The organism is Stenotrophomonas sp. 3(2025), assembly GCF_052665395.1.
Map to the genome: position 1 here is coordinate 16,730 of NZ_JBQOIF010000018.1, position 21,287 is coordinate 38,016.

19 protein-coding genes are annotated in these 21,287 nt (G+C 66.8%); 9 read left to right on the top strand and 10 right to left on the bottom strand.

Annotated elements, in window-relative coordinates; all coding sequences use genetic code 11:
- Window positions 1-10 precede the first annotated feature (10 nt).
- A complete protein-coding gene (locus ACUXVE_RS14040; protein ID WP_445514626.1) occupies window positions 11-985 on the top strand; it encodes an ABC transporter substrate-binding protein in 975 nt (324 codons plus the stop codon).
- 237 nt (window positions 986-1,222) lie between these two features.
- Here the strand turns inward: ACUXVE_RS14040 and ACUXVE_RS14045 are convergent, their stop codons facing one another.
- Both ACUXVE_RS14045 and ACUXVE_RS14050 read right to left on the bottom strand, forming a co-directional pair.
- A complete protein-coding gene (locus ACUXVE_RS14045) occupies window positions 1,223-4,354 on the bottom strand; it encodes a discoidin domain-containing protein (RefSeq protein ID WP_445514627.1) in 3,132 nt (1,043 codons plus the stop codon).
- A gap of 113 nt (window positions 4,355-4,467) precedes the next feature.
- Window positions 4,468-5,364, bottom strand: a complete 897-nt coding sequence (locus ACUXVE_RS14050; protein WP_445514628.1) for a LysR family transcriptional regulator — start codon at window positions 5,362-5,364, stop codon at window positions 4,468-4,470.
- An 84-nt stretch (window positions 5,365-5,448) separates the two neighbouring features.
- On the opposite strand from ACUXVE_RS14050, the gene ACUXVE_RS14055 reads away from it, so the two are divergent.
- Together ACUXVE_RS14055 and ACUXVE_RS14060 are read left to right on the top strand one after the other, a co-directional pair.
- Entirely contained in the window at window positions 5,449-6,246 is a 798-nt protein-coding gene (locus tag ACUXVE_RS14055; RefSeq protein ID WP_033830947.1) for an NAD(P)H-dependent oxidoreductase, read from the top strand.
- Between the two features lie 392 nt (window positions 6,247-6,638).
- On the top strand, window positions 6,639-7,139 hold the full coding sequence (locus ACUXVE_RS14060; RefSeq protein WP_049465731.1) for a helix-turn-helix transcriptional regulator: 501 nt from the start codon (window positions 6,639-6,641) through the stop codon (window positions 7,137-7,139).
- Between the two features lie 21 nt (window positions 7,140-7,160).
- Here the strand turns inward: ACUXVE_RS14060 and ACUXVE_RS14065 are convergent, their stop codons facing one another.
- Window positions 7,161-8,237, bottom strand: coding sequence for an MBL fold metallo-hydrolase (locus ACUXVE_RS14065; RefSeq protein WP_445514629.1), 1,077 nt, complete (start codon window positions 8,235-8,237; stop codon window positions 7,161-7,163).
- Window positions 8,238-8,340: 103 nt separating this feature from the next.
- Between ACUXVE_RS14065 and ACUXVE_RS14070 the strand changes: the two genes are divergently transcribed.
- Window positions 8,341-8,952 carry a TetR/AcrR family transcriptional regulator gene (locus ACUXVE_RS14070; protein ID WP_032976163.1) on the top strand — a complete coding sequence of 204 codons (612 nt, stop codon included), beginning with the start codon at window positions 8,341-8,343 and terminating at the stop codon, window positions 8,950-8,952.
- A 15-nt stretch (window positions 8,953-8,967) separates the two neighbouring features.
- On the opposite strand, the gene ACUXVE_RS14075 is transcribed toward ACUXVE_RS14070, so the two are convergent.
- Window positions 8,968-9,600: a TetR family transcriptional regulator gene (locus ACUXVE_RS14075; RefSeq protein ID WP_222389825.1), complete on the bottom strand. Its 633-nt coding sequence runs from the start codon at window positions 9,598-9,600 to the stop codon at window positions 8,968-8,970.
- 103 nt (window positions 9,601-9,703) lie between these two features.
- Here ACUXVE_RS14075 and ACUXVE_RS14080 point away from each other — a divergent pair, with 103 nt between their 5' ends.
- On the top strand, window positions 9,704-10,363 hold the full coding sequence (locus ACUXVE_RS14080; protein WP_280884441.1) for an O-methyltransferase: 660 nt from the start codon (window positions 9,704-9,706) through the stop codon (window positions 10,361-10,363).
- Between the two features lie 7 nt (window positions 10,364-10,370).
- On the opposite strand, the gene ACUXVE_RS14085 is transcribed toward ACUXVE_RS14080, so the two are convergent.
- Window positions 10,371-12,311, bottom strand: coding sequence for an EAL domain-containing protein (locus tag ACUXVE_RS14085; protein WP_445514656.1), 1,941 nt, complete (start codon window positions 12,309-12,311; stop codon window positions 10,371-10,373).
- A 104-nt stretch (window positions 12,312-12,415) separates the two neighbouring features.
- Window positions 12,416-13,132 (bottom strand): SDR family NAD(P)-dependent oxidoreductase, encoded by a 717-nt coding sequence (locus ACUXVE_RS14090; protein ID WP_445514630.1) that lies wholly within the window; start codon window positions 13,130-13,132, stop codon window positions 12,416-12,418.
- Between the two features lie 71 nt (window positions 13,133-13,203).
- Here ACUXVE_RS14090 and ACUXVE_RS14095 point away from each other — a divergent pair, with 71 nt between their 5' ends.
- The 4 genes from ACUXVE_RS14095 (at window position 13,204) to ACUXVE_RS14110 (ending at window position 16,883) form a co-directional block, all read left to right on the top strand.
- Window positions 13,204-14,007 carry an APH(3')-II family aminoglycoside O-phosphotransferase gene (locus tag ACUXVE_RS14095; protein ID WP_445514631.1) on the top strand — a complete coding sequence of 268 codons (804 nt, stop codon included), beginning with the start codon at window positions 13,204-13,206 and terminating at the stop codon, window positions 14,005-14,007.
- Between the two features lie 147 nt (window positions 14,008-14,154).
- A complete protein-coding gene (locus ACUXVE_RS14100) occupies window positions 14,155-14,745 on the top strand; it encodes a TetR/AcrR family transcriptional regulator (RefSeq protein ID WP_445514632.1) in 591 nt (196 codons plus the stop codon).
- Window positions 14,742-15,776 (top strand): DUF418 domain-containing protein, encoded by a 1,035-nt coding sequence (locus tag ACUXVE_RS14105; protein WP_445514633.1) that lies wholly within the window; start codon window positions 14,742-14,744, stop codon window positions 15,774-15,776. The genes ACUXVE_RS14100 and ACUXVE_RS14105 overlap by 4 nt, the downstream gene beginning before the upstream one ends.
- Window positions 15,777-15,875: 99 nt before the next feature.
- Window positions 15,876-16,883 (top strand): aminoglycoside phosphotransferase family protein, encoded by a 1,008-nt coding sequence (locus ACUXVE_RS14110; protein WP_093819729.1) that lies wholly within the window; start codon window positions 15,876-15,878, stop codon window positions 16,881-16,883.
- A 574-nt stretch (window positions 16,884-17,457) separates the two neighbouring features.
- Here ACUXVE_RS14110 and ACUXVE_RS14115 read toward each other — a convergent pair.
- From ACUXVE_RS14115 to ACUXVE_RS14130, 4 genes are read right to left on the bottom strand one after another with little or no spacing between them, the layout of a single operon-like run.
- Window positions 17,458-18,345: a DMT family transporter gene (locus tag ACUXVE_RS14115; protein WP_445514657.1), complete on the bottom strand. Its 888-nt coding sequence runs from the start codon at window positions 18,343-18,345 to the stop codon at window positions 17,458-17,460.
- A gap of 32 nt (window positions 18,346-18,377) precedes the next feature.
- Complete coding sequence (gene murB, locus ACUXVE_RS14120; RefSeq protein WP_445514634.1) at window positions 18,378-19,442, bottom strand: UDP-N-acetylmuramate dehydrogenase; 1,065 nt, start codon at window positions 19,440-19,442, stop codon at window positions 18,378-18,380.
- 8 nt (window positions 19,443-19,450) lie between these two features.
- Window positions 19,451-20,506 (bottom strand): quinone-dependent dihydroorotate dehydrogenase, encoded by a 1,056-nt coding sequence (locus ACUXVE_RS14125; protein ID WP_032976098.1) that lies wholly within the window; start codon window positions 20,504-20,506, stop codon window positions 19,451-19,453.
- A gap of 9 nt (window positions 20,507-20,515) precedes the next feature.
- Window positions 20,516-21,286, bottom strand: coding sequence for a class I SAM-dependent methyltransferase (locus ACUXVE_RS14130; RefSeq protein ID WP_099783791.1), 771 nt, complete (start codon window positions 21,284-21,286; stop codon window positions 20,516-20,518).
- Window position 21,287 lies beyond the last annotated feature (1 nt).

A 21,287-nucleotide genomic window follows, 5' to 3' on the forward strand; every position in this document is an offset into this window, starting at 1 on the left:
GAGAACCGCCATGAGCCCAGCATCGCAGCGACGTCCCGCCCGCAGCACCCTGTTGATCGTCGGTGTGCTGGTCATCGGCATTGCCGGCATCGTCTATTCGCGCGTGCGCCAGGACCCCGACGGCGTGCCCGTTGCGGCGACCTCGCTGGCCGCCAGCAATGCACAGTTACTGAAGGGCACGCCCGATCCGAAGGCGCAGGCGCTGATTCCGGCCGGCTATCGCTTCGTCACCCCGGGCGCGTTCACCATCGCCACCCATCCCGGCCAGCTGCCGTTGGCCGACTACGGTGCCGACAGCAAGGACGTGGTGGGCGTGGAGCCGGACATAGCGCGGTTGATCGCCGATGGCCTGGGCCTGAAGCTGGTGGTGGTGCCGGTGGCCTGGGCCGACTGGCCGCTGGGGCTGGAATCGGGCAAGTACGATGCGGTGCTGTCGAACGTGACGGTCACTGAAGAACGCAAGAAGAAGTTCGATTTCTCCAGCTATCGTTTCGACCTGCTGGGCATCTATACCCGCACCGATGGCCCGATCCAGAAGATCGCCACACCGGCCGACGTGGCAGGCCTGAAAGTGGTGGTGGGGGCCAGCACCAACCAGGACCAGATCCTGCGCCAATGGGACAAGCAGAACATCGCCGCAGGCCTGAAACCGGTGGAGTACCAGTACTTCGATGATGCGGTGATCGGGCGGTTGGCAGTGATCACCGGCCGCGCCGACGTGTCGTTCGAGCCGAATGCCACCGGCGCCTATTCGGCGCGTGATGGCAAGGTGCGCCGGGTCGGCCTGTTCCCGGGTGGCTGGCCGGACGCAGCGGCGATCTCGGTGACCACCCGCAAGGGCAGTGGCCTGGCCGATGCGGTGACCCAGGCATTGAACACCCAGATCAGCAGCGGTACCTACGCAAAGGTGCTGGCGCGCTGGAATGTGGCCGAAGAAGCGGTGCCGCAGTCGCAGACCAATCCGCCGGGGTTGCCGGGGTTCTAGCGATGCCGCTTGGTAGGCGTCGAGCTTGCTCGACGGAAGGCGTGCCGACCAAGGTCGGCATCTACCGGAGGGCGTGCCAACCAACGGTTGGCACCCACCGGAATGCGAGGAGGGGCTGCCAACCAAGGGTTGGCACCCACCGGAATGCGAGGCAGGGCTGCCGACCAAGGTCGGCCTCTACCGGGGTCAGCGCTGCCATCGAGTAGAAGTTCGATCACTTCGGTTCCTGCATCAGCATTACTGCCAACGTGCCTCCAGGGTGCGGAACGGGCCATCGAGCAGCACGCCATCCTTGTCGAAGTTCCGTACCGATCGCCCATCCACGCGCACGTCCTTGGGCAGGGTACGGCTGGGCCACCATACGCGCACCGGCGTGCCCTTGCGCAGCCCCTTGCCGAGCGACACGGTCAGGTTGCCGTCGCGCTGGCGTGCCTGCATCTGCAGGGTGCCATAGGCGGTGGGCAGGCGGTCCACGGCCAGGCCCTCGCCAGCGACCCACGAAGGAGGCGTACCCGGCAGCAGCGACAACGCGTCGTCATCCTCGCGCATCAGCATGCCGAACAGGGTGCGGCCGTATTCGGCGCCGATCCAGGTGTGCGGCATGTCGCCCAGATAGCGCGGGAAGCGCAACCGAGAGTGCACGACCTCGGCCAGCACCTGCCACTCCAGCGGCCTGCGATCGTGCAGCAGGCCCTGCAGCAGTTCGTCGGCCGCTTCGGGCTGGCCCAGGTGCACGTAGCTCAGCACGTTGCGGATTTCATACGGCGTGTAGGCATACAGCGCACCGGGCTGGTTGCGCTTGCGCACATCGTCCAGGTAGCGGGAGAAAGTGGTGCGCAGAGCCTCGGCGGGCAGCACGCTCTGCGCACCGGTGGGGTCCAGCGCGATCGATACACCGGTCGGATCGCCATCGCCGAGGTCGGCCGATGACGGAATGAAGTCGATGCCCTTCCATGCCATCGTCGCGCGGATCGAGGCGTGCAGTGCGTCATACAGCGCCTTGTACTGTTCGCGCGCCCACGTGGCGGTTTCGTGGTCGCCCAGCGATTCGGCCAACCACGCGCCGTCATGCCAGCCCTTCAGGCCCCAGTAGTCGTCCCAGTAGCTGTGGGTGGGTGAGGGATAGCCCTCGTGGCTGATCGACGGCGCAAGGATGCCGGCGAAGCGCTCCGGCGATGGCTGGTCGGCCATGTAGCCCGGCACCAGCGTGCGTTCGCGCAGTTCCTGCAGGAAGCGCAGCGCGGCCTTCACCTTGGGCAGGTAGGCACGCACGGTTTCCGGCCCGCCATCGAGCCGGGCGACGTCGGCAACGAGGGTGACGTACTGGCCCTGGCTGTCGTACTCGATGTCCGAGCCGAAGCCGGTATTGACGCTGCCATCGTCGTTGAGGATGGGCGACACCAGGCCATTGCCATGCACGCCGTGTTCGCTGTACCAGGCCAGGTAGTCGCGTGCCACTTTGGCTTCGCCCATGCGCAGCAGCACGGCCGAGGTGGCCATGCCATCGCGGATGAAGGAGCGGTTGTAGTTGCGCGGACCGGGCTGCATGGCCGGGCCGGTCTGGTTGATCAGCATGTAGGCGGCCTGTGCGCGCAGCATGTCCACCAGCGAAGGGTCGGGCAGGCGCAGGCCGACCTGGCCCAGCCGCGCCTGCCAATCAGCGGAGGCGCGGCTGGCCAGCGTGTCAAACGCCTTGTCGCCGTCGCGCGGCAGCGAGGCGAGGTTGAGGGCCGGTGCTTCCGGCAGCACGCCATTGGCATCGGCGGTGGCGGTACCGAGGGGGAAGGCCACCACCACCGCGTCGCTGGCACCGGGGGCCAGGGTGACGCGGTAGCTCAACGCCGCCGCTGCCAGGCCTGCGGCATCGCTGGACTGCTGTGCGGCAGGCAGTTGTCCGTTGGCGATGGCCGTGGTGATCTCGGTGTCGCCTTCGTTGCCGAAGGGGGCGGTGCCAGCGGCATCCACTGCGCTGAGTGACTGCAGCAGCGTGCGGCCATTGACGCGCACGCTGTTGCCTTCGACGGCCACCTGGCGGATCGGCGACAGGCCGCCGTTCTGCCACGGCGGGTTCATCTGCATCGGTCGCACTGCGAGGGTCAGCGTGCCTTCGATGGCCGCGCTGCCGGTGTTGCGCAGGCGATGGCGCACGAAGGTGACCGGTTGCCCGTCGCGCTCGATGGCAAAGGCTTCGCTGCGCAGTTCCAGCCCGGGCTGCGGTGACCACGTGGCAGACGGCATCGGCTTCCAGCCATCGCGCAGTGCGTGCTGCACCGGTTGTTCGGCGGCACCGGTCGCGCGGCCATCGGCACTGCGCCAGATCGGCTGCACCAGCGGTGCGCCCTTGTAGGCTTCGATGTTGCCGTATTCGTCGAAGATCGATTTCTGCCGGCCCGCATGCACGCCGACTGCGGTCCAGTAGGTCTGCTGCATGTGCAATGAGGCAGGGAACAACGCGCGCTGCGCGCCGCTGGCGGCGATCTGGTAGCGCTTCATCGGCGTCATCACCGCCTTCGGGCCGAGCAGGCGGATGCGTTTGACCTGGGGTGCATCGCCTTCCACGGTCAGCCGCAGTGCCTGGATGTCCAGTGGCGCGTCGGCCGCCAGCCAACTCTGCTGCCGGGTCGCCGCCTGTGCATCGCGCGCCAGTTCGTGCCAGCGGCCCTGCGCGTCCTGCGCCTGCAGGCGTGCAGCGCCGTGCACGTTGGCCCAGTCCACCGCCAGCCCGGTGCTGGGCTGCGCACGGGGCAGGGTGATGTCGAGCGTGTGGATGCCGCCTTTGCCTGCGGGGATGGCAACCGTGCCGCCGCCCTGCCACAGCGCAGCGGACCGGGTGGCGTCCAGCCCGGTCACACGTGCGCTGAGCGTGGTGTCGAGCGGTTCCATTTCGAAGATGGATACGCCCCAGTCGGAGGTGCGCTGCGGGCTGGCCAGACGCAGGTAGCGGGCCTGTCGCGGCGCGAAGTACAGGGTTTCGATGCCACCCAGCGAATCGCCCATGACGTAGGCGCTCTGCCACTGCTTGCCGTCGAGCGAGGTCTGCAGCGAATAGCCTTCGGGGTTGGAGACATCCCAGGTGAGGCGTGCACCGGCCAGCATCGCAGGCTTGCCGAGATCGACCTGGAACCAGTGGCCGGGACTGAACGCGCCGCCGGTCACCGTCTGCGGATCGTTGTCGATCAGGTGGCTGATCGCCATCGCCGGAACCTGCTGCGACGACGCGCTGGCCTGCCATTGCGCGCGCGGTGGCAGGTTCTGTGCGGTGGCGGTGGCGGTGGCGGTGGCGGCCAGTGACAGGCCGAGCAGCAGGGCCGCGGCAAGGCGCCGGTTCGGCAGGCGGGGAGCGGTCCAGCGGTCAGCGCACAACGTCATTGCGAAGGCCTCACATCGGCAGGGCCCGGAACGGGCGGGCCTACGCTAGCAAGGGATGTAACCGGTTACATGACGCGTCGCAATATTTCCCGGGCGGGTCTTGGCACGAGGTTTCATGAATGCGCACAGATACGCTCGCGCAGCCAGCGATGTGCCGGATCGCGATGCACGCGTTCGTGCCAGAGCATCACCATCTCGAAGCCGGGCACATCAATGGGCGCGGCAACCGCCTTCAAGGCCGGGTCCTGCGCGACCAGGCGCGAGGGCATCATCGCCACCAGGTCCGTGCGCAGCAGCACGCTGCGCAGGAACAGGAAGTGCGGCACCGACAGCACCACGTTGCGACGCGCACCCACATGCGCCAACGCGCTGTCGGTGCCGCCATGGAAACCGCCGCCATCCGGCGACACGATCACGTGGTCCAGCGCGCAGAACTGCTTGAGCGTCGGCCGCCGCTTCAGTCGTGGATGGTCGCGACGCCCGGCCAGCACGTAGCGTTCCTGGAACAGCGGACGATGGTGCAGGTAGGCAGGCGCGTCGGCGGTGATGTGGAGGGCGAGATCGATCTCGCCGCGTTCGCTCTGCGTCACCATCTGCGCCGGCGCCAGGCTGACCACGGCCAGGCGCGTGCCGGGTGCGCGCACGCGCAGGTCGGCCAATGCCGGCAGGACGATCGTGGTTTCGCCGAAGTCCGACGCCATGATCCGCCAAGTCTGCGTGGCCTGGGCCGGATCGAACGCCTGCACCGGTGCGACCGCACGCTGCAGTGCGGCCAGTGCTTCGGCCAATGGTTCGCGCAGCGCATCGGCACGTGCGGTGGCACGCATGCCGCGTGGCCCCGGCAGCAGCAGCGGATCATCGAACAGGTGGCGCAGGCGCGCCAGCTGCACGCTGACCGTGGGCTGGGCCAGATGCAGGCGTTCGGCCGCGCGGGTGACGTTCTGCTCTTCCAGCAAGGCCTGCAGGGTTACCAGCAGGTTGAGGTCGATGCGACGCAGGGTATTGTCCATGGCAATGCTGGGAATTGCAGGAATTCATTTCAACTATAGCGTGGCGGCGCCCAACATGGCCGGCATTCCCTCCCTGATACCACCATGAACGTTCTGCTTGTCTACGCCCACCCCGAACCCACCTCGCTCAATGGCACCCTGAAGGCCTTCACCGTCGAGCACCTGCAACGCGCCGGCCACACCGTGCAGGTGTCCGACCTGCATGCCATGCAATGGAAGGCGCAGATCGATGCCGACGATCACCCCGGGCGGGATCCTTCGGTGCCGTTCCACGCGTCACTGGATTCGCGCGACGCCTTCAGGACGGGCCGGCAGAGTGCCGACATCGCCGCCGAGCAGGAAAAACTGCGCTGGGCCGACGCGGTGATCCTGCAGTTCCCGCTGTGGTGGTTCTCGATGCCGGCCATCCTGAAGGGTTGGGTGGATCGCGTGTATGCCTATGGTTTTGCCTATGGCGTGGGCGAACATTCCGACCGGCATTGGGGCGACCGCTATGGCGAGGGCGCGATGTCCGGCAAGCGCGCGATGCTGGTGGTCACCACCGGTGGCTGGGAGTCGCATTACGGTCCGCGCGGCATCAATGGGCCGATCGACGATGTGCTGTTCCCGATCCAGCACGGCATCCTGTTCTATCCCGGCTTTGACGTGCTGCCCGCGCATGTGATCTACCGCAGCAGCCGTATCGATGAGGCGTCCTTGCCTGGCGTGCTGGAGGGGCTGGGCGCGCGGCTGGATGGGCTGGCGAGCGATCCGGTGATTGCCTACCGGCGGCAGAACGCTGGGGATTATCTGATCCCATCGCTTGAGCTGCGACCTGGAATCTCGGCGAAGGAGTGTGGGTTGGGAATTCACCTGCAGGAACAGGTGCACCCGGATCACTGACGCGGATGGCTCTGGACCCATGGCGGAGAGGCTGTAGGGTCGAAGCGACTGATCGCATCACCAGTGGTTGTCACTTGACAACCAATGCGATCGCATCCAGACTCCGAGGGAAAGGAATGCCCCGTTCGCGCCATCCGGACAAAGACATTGAAGCTGCCCTCCGTTTCGCCGAGTCGCGTGGATGGTGGCTGCGGATCGGCGGCAGTCATGCCTGGGGACGAATGTACTGTCCCTACAACGACAAGGAGTGCCGATGCGGGGAATTCTGTGTGGTGAGCGTTTGGAGCACGCCCCGGAATGCCTTGAACCATGCGCGGGCCTTGTGTCGCGTTGTCGAGAACTGCAGCCGTGAGCGATGACGCAGCCGCCATCCTCCCAAGGACACACCGATGATGGAATTCACCTTCATTCTGAAATACCGTCTGCCGGATACAGGTACCGATGCTGGCTCGCTTGAGCAACGCCTTGCCGATGCCGGCTGTGATGATGCGCTGCTGGGCATTGGCAGGCCGGGCAGGTTGGCGCTTGAATTCTGCCGTCAGGCGACCAGCGCCCGGGAGGCCGTGCTTTCCGCGCTTGCAGATGTACGGCAAGCCGTACCCGATGCAGAGCTGATCGAAGTCAGTCCCGACCTGGTAGGGCTGACGGATGTCGCTGATCTGCTGGGGATGTCACGGCAGAACATGCGCAAGTTGCTGCTCGCGCACCCGCAGACGTTTCCGGCACCGGTGCACGAAGGCAGCGCGTCGATCTGGCATCTGGCCGATATTCTTTCGTGGATGCAGGCGCGCGGCAGCCAGAAGGTCAGCAGCGAGCTGGCGGAGCTCGCTGCTGCGGCGCTGCAGATCAATGTGGCGAAGGAGCAGGAACGGCTGGTTCAGCATCCCGGCTGAGGGTCGCTGCGCGACAGGCCGTTACAGTCGCACTCGCTCCCACCAGCGCGTACCAGCGGTCGGTGATTGCATGTCCAGTGCCTCGCCCATCATCGGCGTGGCCACCGGCACGTTCTTTGCGGCAGCCAATGCGCTGATGCGTTCGAACGGTTGCTGCCACTCGTGCAGGGCCAGGTCGAAGGTGCCGTTGTGGATCGGCAGCAGCCACTTGCCACGCAGGTCCAGGTGCGCCTGCAGGGTCTGTTCGGGCTGCATGTGCACGAACGCCCAGCGTTGATCGTAGGCACCGGTTTCGATCATCGTCAGGTCGAACGGGCCGTACTTCTCGCCGATGGCCTTGAAGCCATCGAAGTAGCCGGTGTCGCCGCTGAAGAAGATGCGGAAGTCGCCGTCCTGGATCACCCACGACGCCCACAGGCTGCGATCGCTGTCACCCAGGCCGCGGCCGGAGAAATGCTGGCCGGGGGTTGCGGTCAGGCGCAGGCCAGCGGCTTCGGTGGACTGCCACCAGTCCAGTTGCTCGACCTTGGCTGCATCCACGCCCCAGGCAATCAGCTGGTCGCCCACACCCAGCGGTGCGATGAAGCGCGCGGTCTTGCCGGCCAGCTTCATTACCGCCGCGTGGTCGAGGTGGTCGTAGTGGTTGTGCGAGAGGATGACGCCGGCGATCGGCGGCAGTTCGTCGATGCTGATCGGCGGTGCATGGAAGCGCGCCGGGCCCATCCATTGCACCGGTGAGGCGCGTTCGGAGAACACCGGATCGGTCAGCCAGTACTGGCCGCGCAGCTTCAGCAGGATCGTCGAATGCCCCAGCCGGAACAGGCTGCGATCGGGCGCCGCATCCAGGGTGGCGCGGTCCAGCGCCTGCACCGGGATGGGGTGGTCGGGCACGGTGCCCTTGGGCTTGTTGAACAGGAAGGTCCACCAGATCTCCAGGCCATCACGCAGGCCCATTGCCGGTTTCGGCAGGGCATTGCGGAACTTGCCTTCGCGGTACTGCGGCGAATCGGGGAAGTCGGGGAGGGACCAGGATTTGCAGAAGGTATAAGCGGTCACGGCGAGGATTCCGAGCAGGAGGACAAGGAGCAGGCGCTTCATGGGTGACGTCCGCAGGGTACACTGCACAGTGTAGTTTCCGGATTTCAGAAAGTACACTGCTGGGTGTAAAATGGTGGCATCCGTTCAGCTGTCTGGTTCCGCCATGCCCCGTACCCCGCAACGCCTTACCGACCGCAAGCGCGAGGCCATCGTCCGCGCGGCGGTGGAAGAGTTCCGTTCGGCCGGCTACGAGGCGACCAGCATGGACCGCATCGCGGCGGTGGCTGGTGTCTCCAAGCGCACCGTCTACAACCACTTCCCGAGCAAGGAAGAACTGTTCGCGCTGATCCTGGAAGAGCTGTGGCAGAGCAGCGTGGCCAGCGTCGAGCTGCCGTACCGCGCCGACCAGCCGCTGGATGTGCAGCTGCTGCAGCTGCTGCGGCAGAAGCTGGACCTGCTGGGTGATGCCAACTTCATCGACCTGGCACGGGTGGCGATGGCCGAGATCATCCATTCGCCCGAGCGTGCGCAGGCGATCGTCTGCCGCATGGGCGAGAAGGAGAGCGGCGTCAGCGCGTGGATCCGTGCGGCGATTGCCGATGGGCGGCTGCGCCAGGTCGATCCGGAATTCGCCGGCCATCAGCTGCAGGGCCTGGTGAAGAGCTTCGCGTTCTGGCCGCAGGTGACGATGGGCCAGGCGCCGCTGGCGCAGGCCGAACGCACGCGCGTGGCCGAGTCGGCGGTGGCGATGTTCCTGGGCTTCTACGCGGTGTAAGCCGGCGGCTGCACGTCAGTGCGCGCCCAGCTGCCTGAGATAGGCGCAGAACATATCCGCGACCGCATCGGCATGGATGCGCATCTCGGCGGCAGTGCGCGGTTTACTGGAAAATTCGCGACCGGTGGCACCCAGCGTGGTATCGATCAGATCCACCGCCAGCTGGCGCGTGCCCGCCGAGGCCTGCGGCAGCAGCTCGGCCATGAACACGAGCATCGCTTCGTCGGTCTCGCTGCGTGCTTCCTGCGCTTCCGGCGCATCGCGGTACAGCGGCGCGGCATCGTTCAACGCGCCACGGGTCTGCGCTTCTTCGCATTCCGACACGATGAAGGCATGCACCAACGTGCGCAGGCGCTGCAGGTGCGGTTGTCGTGTGTCCTGCAGGATGTCGCGCAGCATCGCGCCGGTCTGCTGCCACTCGTCGCGCTGCAGGCGGAACAGGATTGCCGCCTTGTTGGGAAAGTACTGGTACAGCGAGCCGACGCTGACGCCGGCGCGTTCGGCCACCCGCGCGGTGGTGAACCGGGGCGCGCCTTCGTGCTTCAGAACCTGAGCAGCGGCTTCGAGAATGGCCGCGACCAGGTCGTTCGATCGTGACTGGCGAGGCTGTTTTCTCGAGGAAATCTGCGGCGGACGACGTTCGGACATGAGGCTTTTCCAATGCGAATAGGCGGAGCCGGGGATCGTCCGTATTCTTGATTGCGACGAATCATTCGCATTCTAACCCCGTCATCGCAAGGAACACCCGCCCATGTCCACCCTGATCTCGACCCCGGTCGCGCCCCTGCTGGCACGCCTGTTTACCGAAGCCGACAGCGCGCTCAGCCCGGCCTTGACCTCCGTTTCTCCCGAAGAGCGGCAGCGCCTGCTGGGCAGCCGCACCGAATACCGGCGCCTGTATGGCGAGCTGCTGAAGGACCTGTGGCTGCCGGTGTCGCCGGACACCGGCCGCCTGCTGTACCTGCTGGCGCGCAGCAGTGGCGCGCGCAGCATCGTTGAGTTCGGTACGTCGTTCGGCATCTCCAGCATCCATCTGGCTGCGGCGTTGCGTGACAACGGCGGCGGCCGCCTGATCACCACCGAGTTCGAACCGGAGAAGGCGCGCCGTGCCGCCGGCCACCTGCGTGAAGCGGGCCTGGACGATCTGGTCGAGATCCGCGTGGGCGACGCACTGGAGACCCTGGCGGTGGACCTGCCCGATACGATCGATCTGGTGCTGCTCGATGGTGCCAAGGTGCTGTACGACGATGTGCTGGAGCTGCTGCACGAGCGGCTGCGCCCGGGCGCAGTGGTGATCGCCGACAACGCCGACGACAGCCCGCGCTACCAGCAGCGCATGCGCTCGGGCAATGCAGGCTATCTGTCTGTGCCCTTCGCCGACGATGTGGAGCTGTCGATGCGGCTGGCCTGAAGGCCGCTCAGGCCAGCTGCCGGAACTGCTCCGGTGGCAGGGCCCGTGCATACAGATAACCCTGGCCCACATCCACCCCCAGCGCACGCAGCAGCTGCTCCTGCGCCGGGGTCTCGGTGCCTTCGGCGACGACGACGGCACCGCAGCGGTGGGCTACTTCCACGATGAAGCGGACGATGGACTGCGACTTGGCATCGGACAGCGTGGCGATCAATGCCCGCTCGATCTTGACCTCGGCCACCGACAGCTGCGACAGCAGGATCAGGGTCGAATAGCCGGCGCCGAAGTCGTCCAGCGACAGGCTCATGCCAGCGGCCAGCAGAACGACGACGTTGGCATCGACGACGTCGCGCTCGACGATTTCGGTCCACTCGACGATCTCCAGCCGCAGCATCGCGCCGGGTATGCGCTGCTGTTCCAGCAGGGTGCACAGGCGTGCGCCGAAGCCGGGTTGGCGCAGCGATTCGGCGGACACGTTCACTGCGATCGTCAGCGTATGCCCGTCATCCCTGCAGTGGCCAAGGAAGGCGGTGGCCGCCTGCAGCGTGGCCCATTCCAGTTCGGCCAGGCGTCCGCGACGGCGCAGCAGCGAAACCACCCGCATCGGTGCAATCAGGTGGCCATCGCCATCGCGCATCCGCAGCAGCGCCTCGGCGCCGACTAGGTGGCGGTCCTGCAGGCGGAACTTGGGTTGGTAGTACAGTGGTGCATCGGCGTGCTGCAGCCAGTGGTCCAGCGCGGTCTCGATCAGGGCATCCACTTCACTGTCGCGCTGGATCGGATCATCGAAGAACACAACACCTGACTCGATCGCGTTCAAGGCCAGGGTGACCGCGCGGAACGGGATGGAGCTGTCGTCCTGCGTGGGCGGCTGCAGCTCGACCACCGCGCAGCGGAACACCGGGCGGAAGCCCGGCCAGTCATTGCCGATCACCGTGGACAGGCGGTCGGCCAACGCAGGCAGTTCGATGTCCGCGCGGAGATCGGCAAGGCTTGCGTCAGGCAGCAGGATCGCCAGCGCGCTGTCACCGAACTGATAGATTTCCATCGCATCGGTCGGTCGCGCATGCAGCAGGGTGCGGCGCACGGCCTCGGCGTTGTGCCGGTTCCACAGGCCACTGTCATTGAGCGGGCCATAGCGCAGCAGCAGATCCTGCAGGTTGCCCATCTCGGTCACGATCAGGCACGCGTTGCCGCGGTCGTCGCTGCTGCGCCAATGACGCTGCAGACGCTCGTCGAGGGCGCGCAGGTTGGGCAGGCCGCTCACCGGGTCGATGCGCATCCACGCATGTTCGCGTTGGCGCTGGGCATCGATCTGCGCATCGTTGTAGACCAGCGCGAATACGGCTACCAGCACCAGCAATGACACCGGCAGGGCCAGCACGCGCTGGGTGGCCAGTTCCAGAAGGGGCAGCTGCGCGCTGCCGATGATCGCCACGCCCAACACCAGCCCGATCAAGGTCACCGCGATGCGCACCGCCCAGGCCTGCAGGATCAACCGCAGCGAGAAGTGGGTGAGCATGCGCGGGTATATCCGCCCGCGCAGCCAGATGCCTGCCAGCACCTGCAGCGCCGCTTCCAGGCTGGCGGGCAGGAAATACTGCGTGCCGGAGAACTGGTAGCGCGCCAGCAGGCTGGCCAGCAGGCAGGTCACGCCGCCGCGCCAGCCGCCCAGCAGACCGCTGATCAGCAGGATGTCGATGCCGAGGTTGAGCTTGACCACGCCCTGCGCGTAGCCGGCCACGAACCATGAATTGAACAGGTAGATCAGGCCGAGGATCGCGCCGATGTAGACGCGGCGTCCTTCGATGGCATGGCCGCCGCGGCGGGTGGCGATCAGGAACACGCCGATCATGCCGATCACCGCAGTGGCCTGCAGCAGGTACAGCGGCAGGCTGGGCAGGGCGCTGTCCAGAACCCGGGTCGAGAGCCTCGATAGCGCATCGATAGCCATAGCCGGTCTCGTGTGCGGCCAACTGCCAGTAGACGCAGAGTAAACCACGGTCGCGTGTACGGCCAAACCGGGGCTGCCAGTGTGTGCTGAGCGCTGGTCTAGTAACGCGGATCGGCGATCGCGGGCAGTACCAGCTCGCGCACGAAGCTGGACGGTGACAGCTGCAGCAGGGCGCGCACCATCGACACCACGTCGTGCACCGGCACGTACTCGCCATTGCCGCGTGCGGCCGCCTGCTGCAGCGGCACCGACAGTGCATCTTCGGTATTGAGGTAGCCCAGCTGCAGCGTCGTCACGGCCAGCCGCTGCTGGCGGAAGCCTTCGCGCAGGGCATCGGCAATGCCGTTGAGCGCGAACTTGGACGCGCCGAACGCCACCTCGGGGCGGCCACTGCGTGGCAGCGCCGAGGTCGAGCCGGTCAACACCAGTTGCGGGCGGCGCCCGCCGAGAACGCGGGGCAGCAGCTGCTTGAGCAGCAACAGGGTGGCGGTGATGTTGATGTCCACCAGCTGAGCCAGCGCGCTGTCACTTTCGTTGAGGAAATCGTAGTCGTCACTGAATGCGGTCTCCTCCCAGATGCCAAGGTTATGGATGAGCACATCGAGATCCGGCGGCGCCTGCGCTGCGATGCTGGCGGCGGCCCGTGCTGGCTGGCTCAGGTCTGCCTCGATCCAGTGCACATCGACGCCCTCGCCGCAGTCCAGCTGCGTGGGGCGTGTACGCGATACGCCGACGACGGTATCGCCGGGCCGGCAGAGGCCCTCCACGAAGGCGCGGCCAAGACCTTTGCTGGCGCCGATGATCATGAGTTTCATGCGATGTCCTTTGCTGTGGAGTGTGCGCTTCGGAGAGAATCCAGGGTGTCAGCGGAGCCGGAGCGGCGAAGATGGAAGCAGGATCGAGCGATGGCGGTGCCATGCCCTTGCCGTCGCGTTGGCGCAGCATGCTGCGTGATGCAGATATCGAGATGCAGGGCATCGGCGTGTCGCGCGCCGATGTAGCGCGGGTGCGACGTCAGGGGTTGCCGGATGCGTTCCTGAAATCGGAAGTGATCGATGCCTTCAGCGAACTGGAGGGCGAAATCCTGCGCCTGCGTTGGCTGCGGGCACAGGGACAGCCGGTGCCAACGGTGTTGGACACAACGGAGGAGGGCGGCCGGCGTTGGCTGCTGATGAGCGCGTTGCCCGGCCATGACCTGGCATCGTCGCCGACGCTGGCGCCCGACCAGGTGGTCGTGCTGCTGGCTGACGCGCTGCGCGCCCTGCATGCGCTGCCGGTTGCCGGTTGTCCGTTCGATCATCGCCTTGCAACGCGCTTGCCGGAGGTCGCTGCGCGCGTTGCCGCACGGTTGATCGATGCGGATGATTTCGACGATGAACGCATGGGCCAGAGCGCCGAGCAGGTGCATGCCGAGCTGATCGCAACGTGCCCGGCGGATGAGGATCTGGTGGTAGCGCATGGCGATGCGTGCCTGCCGAATCTGATGGCGGTCGACGGCCACTTCAGCGGTTTCATCGATTGCGGCCGGCTGGGTGTGGCTGATCGTTGCCAGGACTTGGCGTTGGCCGCACGCAGCCTGGTCCACAACTATGACGACACCCGCTGGGTTGCGCCCTTGCTGGCCCGCTATGGCATGGGTGCCGATGAACGCCGACTCGCGTTCTACCGCCTCTTGGACGAGTTCTTCTAGGTGCATGCAGGGTCCGCAGTCGCAGCAGGGCGCGGCAGGATCGGTCCTCAACAGCGGTTGAGGTCAAGCGCGACGGCCTGAATGGTGACTGGCCGACGGCTTGGATTCGGCTTTCAAATGGACGAACGTTCGTTCATTGTTTGCCGCATGAACCGCACCGACCGCAATGAGCAACGCGCTTCGCAGATCCTGCAGGCGGCCCTGCAATGCTTTCTGTCCAAGGGCTTCCACCAGACCAGCATGCGCGACATCGCGCAGGCGGCCGGGGTGAGCCTGGGCAATCTCTACAACCACTTTCCCGGCAAGGAGGCGCTGATCCTGGCGACGGCCGAGGCCGAACAGGACGAACTGCAGCCGTTGCTGCAGCGGTTGGCGGGATGCAATGGCGAACGTGCGCAGGTGCAGGGGTTCCTGCGGGACTTCCACACCCTGTGCCGGCAGCCGGAATGGGCGCTGTTGAGCGTGGAAGTGCTGGCCGAGAGCGCGCGCAATCCGGCGGTGGCGGCGGCATTCGCTGGCAACCGCGCGCAGTTGCAGCGCGGTCTTGCCGAGGCTTTGCAGGAGGTCGCACGTCGTGAGCGCCGCCGGCCCGTGCTGGCGCCCGCGCTGCAGGCGCAGGTGCTGCTGGATGCGATCGAGAGCGCTGCGCTGCGGCAGGGATTGGGTGAGGCGAGCGATGCCGATACCGACGTGCTTGATCCCGCTCTGCTGGCAGTTCTGCTTGGGGCGCGTGCGTGAGCACTGACGATCGGCGGCTGCATGGGCTGGATCTGGCGCGCTACCTCGCCCTGGCCGGCATGGTGCTGGTCAACTTCCGCCTGGCGATGGCCGTCGAGACCGACGGCGGCGGCTGGCTCGCTGGATTCTTCCACCTGCTGGAAGGCAAGGCTTCGGCGACCTTCGTGACGCTGGCCGGGGTGGGCCTGATGCTGGCCACACAGAGACTGGCGTGGTGGCAGGCAAGCGTGCAGACCTGGCGGCGGGCCGTGTTCCTGGCCGTGCTCGGCCTGCTCAACCTGACCGTGTTTCCTGCCGATATCCTGCATTACTACGCGGTGTACTTCGCGCTGGCGGTGCTGTGGCTGCGCGCGTCGCCCCGTGTTCTGCTGGGCAGCATGGTGGCTTTGGCGATGGTCGGGTTCTGGGCACTGCTGCGCTGGGACTACAGCCAGGGCTGGAACTGGCAGACACTGGCTTACGAGGGGCTGTGGCAATGGCCGGGGGCGATGCGCAACCTGCTGTTCAATGGCTTCCATCCGGTGTTGCCGTGGCTGTGCTTCTTCCTGCTGGGCATGCTGCTGGCGCAGCTGCCGCTGTCGCAACCCCGGGTGCAGCGTGCCTTGCTGCTGCTCGGCCTGCTGCTGATGGGGGCCGGCCAGGTGTTGCAGCAGTGGGGTCATGGCACGCCGTGGCAGGTGTGGCTGGCGACACAGCCGATGCCGCCCGGCCCGGCCTATCTGCTGACCGGCGCAGGCGCGGCGTGTGCACTGATCGCAGCATGCCTGTGGTTGGTGCGGCTGCATCCTGGCGGTTGGCTGGAACCGTTCACTGCGGCCGGAAGGATGACGCTGAGCCTGTACGTGGCGCACATCCTGATCGGCATGGGCGTGCTGGAATCGCTTGGACTGCTTGATGGCAGTGCCAGCCTGTCGTGGGTACTGATGGCTGCGTTGTTGTTCGTGATGCTGGCGACCGCGGCGGCCTGGTTGTGGTCGTGGCGGTTCGCGCGCGGTCCGTTGGAAGCAGTCATGCGACGCATTGCCGGCTAGTTCTTTTGTCGCAGGAGAGCGATGTTGTGACCAGTTTGCCTGTGCGGATGCAAGGCCATCTGCGATAGTAGGTGTCGTCACCAAAGCACGCCTGCATCCATGTCATTCGCTTCGGCGCAGCAGATCGTTGAAGTCCTGCAGCAGTCCTACGACATCAACGCGACGGCGGTGGTGCCGCGCCCGGTGGGCGCCGACGCCAACGCGTGCGTGTTTCGCATCGATGCCCGCCACGACCATTGGTGGTTGAAATGCCGCAACTTCCAGGTGGCGCCCGCGGTGTGGGACAGCCTGCATTGGCTGCGTGGCACCTTGGGCATCGGAGAGATTGTTGCGCCGTGGCCGGCCCTGAGCGGCGGCGCGTCGGTGCAGCGTTGGGGCCTGCAGTTCACGCTGTTCCCCTACATCGAAGGGCAGTCGGGCTTCGAGGCGCCGCTGAGCCGTGCGCAATGGCGCCAACTGGGCGAAGTGCTGCGTCGCCTGCATGAGGCCGAGATCCCGCCCGCGTTGCGCCAGGCCCTGCCGACGCTGCGGCTTGAAACCGCAGCGGTCGACACGGTGGGAACGTGGTTGCGCGATCCCTCGACGCTGGCGCAGGCGCAGGATCGATCCGGCGGTGCGTTCCTGGCGCTATGGCAGCAGCAGCGGTCGCGCATCGCCGAACTTCACCAGCGTGCCGAAGCGCTGCATCGCCAATTGCAGGGTGAGGCACCGGCGCTGCGCCTGTGCCACACCGACCTGCACGCGGGCAACCTGCTGATGGGGCAGGACGATGCACTGCACCTGATCGACTGGGACGGCCTGGCACTGGCCCCGCGCGAGCGCGACCTGATGTTTGTCGGCGCCGCGGTAGGTGGTCGCTGGGGGCGTGAGCATCCACTCGGCTTCGCCGAAGGCTATGGCAGCGACCTGGGCGATCCGCGCTGGATTGCGTGGTATCGGCACTGGCGCATCCTGCAGGACCTGATCGAATTCGAGCAGATGCTGCTGGGCCCCGGCGCGGCGCAGCGCTCGTTGCAGCAGCACCGGCAAGCACTGCATTACCTGGGCGAGCAGTTCGCGCCGGGCAATGTGTTCGATGCGGCCGAGCGCGCGTACCAGGTGCTGTAGGGGGGCCGGCCGGGCTGCGCCCGGCACCCGCGGTAGTGCCGGCCGCTGGCCGGCAACTTCAACAGCAACAGCCGAAGCAACAGCAACAGCCGGCTCTGCACTATCTGTGGGTTTGGCGGGGCGGTGTCGGATTGCGGGGACGCCGTAAACCCATCCATGGGGGCTTGGCCGCGGCATCCATGCCGCGGACACCCCGCAATCCGACACCGCCCCGCCCTCGACAATTCCCCGCTGCTGTTGGTGGGTGTCGACCTTGGTCGACGCGTAGATCCACGCCATGCGTGGATGTTCTTCGTTCAATTGTCGAAATATTCGATTTAGATGGAAATTCATCCACGCATGGCGTGGATCTACGACAGATCGCGGAAAGCTGTCGAAGGCGGGGTGGGTCCGGTTGCGGGGGCGTGAGCGCCATGGATGGCGCGACCGAGCCTCCATGGATGGATTCACGGCGTCCCCCGCAACCGGACCCACCCCGCCATCCCACGGAACGCCCGCTGTTGCTTTTGCTGTTGAGGTTGCCGGCCAGCGGCCGGCACTACCACGGGTGCCGGGCGCAGCCCGGCCGGAACCCTTATTCCGCCGGCTTGGCCGCTGCGCTCGCGGCGACGCTCGCTGCACGCCGTGACAGCACCGCTTCGCGATGGGCGATGTAGGCGTTGGCGGCGAGGATGATGCCGGCGCCGATGATCGTCCAGCGATCCACCGTCTCGGCGAACAACAGCCAGCCACACAAGGTCACCAGCGGCAGTTGCAGGAAGCTGATCGGGGTCAGCGCGGAGACTTCGCCCAGGCGCAGTGCGCGTGTCCACAGCAACTGGCCGATGGTGCCCAGCACGCCGGTGGCCAGCAGCCAGAGCCAGGCGATGCCGGTGGGCCACACCCACACGAACAGGGCCGGTATCAGCGACAGCGGTACCCAGAACACGTAGGTGTAGAGCACCACGGTGTCGGCGCTGTCGATCCGGGTGAGCTGCTTGATCTGGATCGCCACCAGCGAGCTGAGCACGGCGGCGGCCACGGCGATCAGGCTGCCGGCCGTGAAGCCGGCCGTGCCCGGCCGCACGATCACCAGCACGCCGATGAAGCCGACCACCACCGCTGCCCAGCGCCGTACGCGTACCGTTTCGCCCAGCCACAGCACCGCCGCGATGGTGACGAACAACGGCGTAGAGTAGGACAGCGAAACGGCCTGTGCCAGGGGCAGGTGGCCCAATGCCCAGAACGCGCACAGCATCGAGCCCAGGCCGATCGCGCTGCGCAGGAAATAGCGCGACAGCTGCTGGGTCTTCAACGGTGCATGGCCTGGGCGCAGCAGCATCGGCAGCAGGGCGAGCAGGCCGAAGGCATTGCGGAAGAACGCCACTTCCTGGGTCGGCACGTAGCGGGTGGCGTAGCGGATCGCCACCGCCATCAGGCCGAAGGCCATGGTGCTGCCGAGCATCAGCAGCGCCGCCCGCAATGGGGTGGCGCTGGCGGGTAGGGCGGGTGTGCTCACCACTGTGCGCCGAGCAGGCGAGGCTCCGGTTCGATCGGCACGCCGAACTTCTCCAGTACCGAAGCGGAGATCCGCCGTGCCAGCGCCAGCAGTTCAGTGCCGGTGGCGTTGCCGTGGTTGACCAGCACCAGCGCGTGGCTGGGCGCAACGCCGGCATCACCTTCGCGGAAGCCCTTCCAGCCACAGGATTCGATCATCCAGGCCGCCGAGACCTTGCGGCGGTCATCACGGTCCGCCGGGAACACCGGCAGCTCGGCGAAGTGCTGCAGCAGCACCTCCACCTGTTCCAGCGGCAGCACCGGGTTCTTGAAGAAGCTGCCTGCGTTGCCCAGTACGTCGGGGTCGGGCAGCTTGCGGCGACGGATCGCGATCACCGCATTGGCCACGTCCACTGCGCTTGGCAGTTCCACGCCCTGCGCCTGCAGTTCTTCGCGGATGCCGGCGTAGCCCATGCGCAGGTCGTGCAGCAGCGGCAGTTTCAGTTCAATGGCGGTGATCAGGTAGCGGTCCGGCTGCTGCTTGAACACGCTGTCGCGGTAGGCGAAGCCACACTGTTCGTTGTCCAGCCGTACCCAGGTTTTTTCCTGGCAGTCCCAGGCCTCTACGGTCTGGATGAACTCGCCGACCTGCGCGCCATAGGCGCCGATGTTCTGGATCGGCGATGCGCCGGCGGTGCCGGGAATCAGGGCCAGGTTTTCCAGGCCGGACAGGCCTTCCTGTAGCGACCACATCACCAGCCCGTGCCAGGACACGCCGGCTCCAGCGCGGATCACGGCGTGGTCGGCACGGTGTTCGAGGAAACTGATTTCGCGGTTGCCGAACACCAGCACGGTGCCGGGAAGGTCCTCGGCGATCAGCACATTGCTGCCGCTGCCAAGCACCAGCAGCGGGCCATTGGCCACTTCCGGCAAGGCCAGAACCTCCGGCAGCAGCGCGGCGTCGTGCAGTTCCAGCAACTGCGCTGCGCTGGCCTGCACGTGGAACGTGTTCAGGGCCTGCAGTGGCGCGTTATGGGTGAGGGTCCAGCGCAGCGGTGCTGCAGCGTTGTTGGTGTCGTCCATGGGCGTGCTCACAGGGGTGCCACCGCGCCGCGGCTGGGCGCCTCGCGTCGGCGGCGGATCGCCTCCACGCAGTCGGCCACCAATGCCGGGCCCTTGAAGATCAGGCCGCTGTAGCACTGCACCAGCGCCGCACCGGCGGCCATCTTGGCCACGGCGTCGGCACCGGACAGGATGCCGCCGACACCGACCAGCGGCACCGATTCGGGCAGGCGTGCACGCAGGCGGCGCAGTACCAGGGTGGACTGTTCCAGCACCGGTGCGCCGGACAGCCCGCCGGCTTCATTGGCCAGCGGATCGCCGGCAACCCGGCTGTGGTCGATGGTGGTGTTGGTGGCGATCACGCCGTCCACCTGCAGTTCGCCAAGTACGCGCGCGGCGGCGTCGATGTCGCGCTCGCTGAGGTCCGGGGCCACCTTCACCAGCATCGGCACGCGCCGGCCATGCTGCGCGGCCAGTGCTTCCTGGCGCTCACGCAGCTGGCTGACCAGCTGCCGCAGCGCGGTCTCTTCCTGCAGCTCGCGCAGGCCGGCCGTGTTGGGCGAGGAAATGTTGACGGTGATGTAGTCGGCCAGCGGGTACACCTTGTCCATGCAGGCGATGTAGTCATCGGCGGCCTGTTCGTTGGGGGTGTCCTTGTTCTTGCCGATGTTGATGCCGAGCAGGCCGCGCCGGTTGCGCGCGCGTTCGACGTTGCGCACCAGCGCATCCACGCCGGCATTGTTGAAGCCCATGCGGTTGATGATCGCGTTGTGCGCCGGCAGCCGGAACAGGCGCGGCTTGGGGTTGCCGGCCTGCGCTCGCGGCGTGATCGTGCCGATCTCCACGAAGCCGAAGCCCAGCGCGAACAGTGCATCGATGTGCTCGCCATTCTTGTCCAGGCCGGCAGCAAGGCCGACCGGATTGGGGAACGTCAGCCCGAACACCGTGCTGGGCATCGGCGCGATGCGTGCGGCCACCAGCGGCGTGGTGCCGGTGCGATAGGCCAGGTCCAGAGCGGACAGGCCGAGACCGTGGGCGCGTTCGGCGTCGAGCGAGAACAGGAAGGGGCGGGCAAGCGAATACATGCGTTGGTTTCAGTCCAGCGTGCCGAGGAAGGCTCGGGTTCGATATTCAAAAGCGACCTGGCCGTCGACCGCGTGGGCGGCGAACAGGTCCTGCAGCGCAGCCAGCATCGGCGCGTGGCGCGGATGGCCGGGCTGCGGCGCGTAGGAAGAAGACAGCAGGCGCCCGCGCAGGGCGTCCAGGTCCAGGTGCTGCACGTTCGGCAGCTGCACCATGCCGCGCAGGCCGGAGCCGAACCAGGCCTGCATGGTGGCGTCGTCCTGGTAGCGTTCGGCCACGGCGGTGTAGTCGGTGCCGTAGTCCAGCAGCAGTTGTTCGTAGCCGACCAGGAACGGGCTGGCATCGAGCAGGCGCGAATTCCAGTAGATCAGCGCCAGCCCGCCCGGGCGCAGGATGCGCTGCCACTCGGCGCGCACGGCCACGGTGTCGAACCAGTGGAAGGCCTGCGCGGCGCCGACCAGATCAACGCTGGCATCGGCCAGCCCGGTGGCCTCGGCGCGGCCATCGACGGCGGAGAACTGCGGATACTGCGGCGCCAGCCAGTGCTCGGCGGCGGCGCGCATCGCCGCGTTGGGTTCGACGGCGACCAGTGGATGGCCGGCGGCCAGGAACTGCCGGCTGGAGATGCCGGTGCCGGCGCCGATGTCAGCGACACGCGCGCTGGTTGCCACGGCCATGGAGCCATGCAGCCAGTCCATCAGGGCAGGCGGATAGTCCGGGCGGTAGCGGACATAGTCCGCGACGCGGCTGCTGAAGCGTTCAGTGCTGTCGGCGGAGGTCATC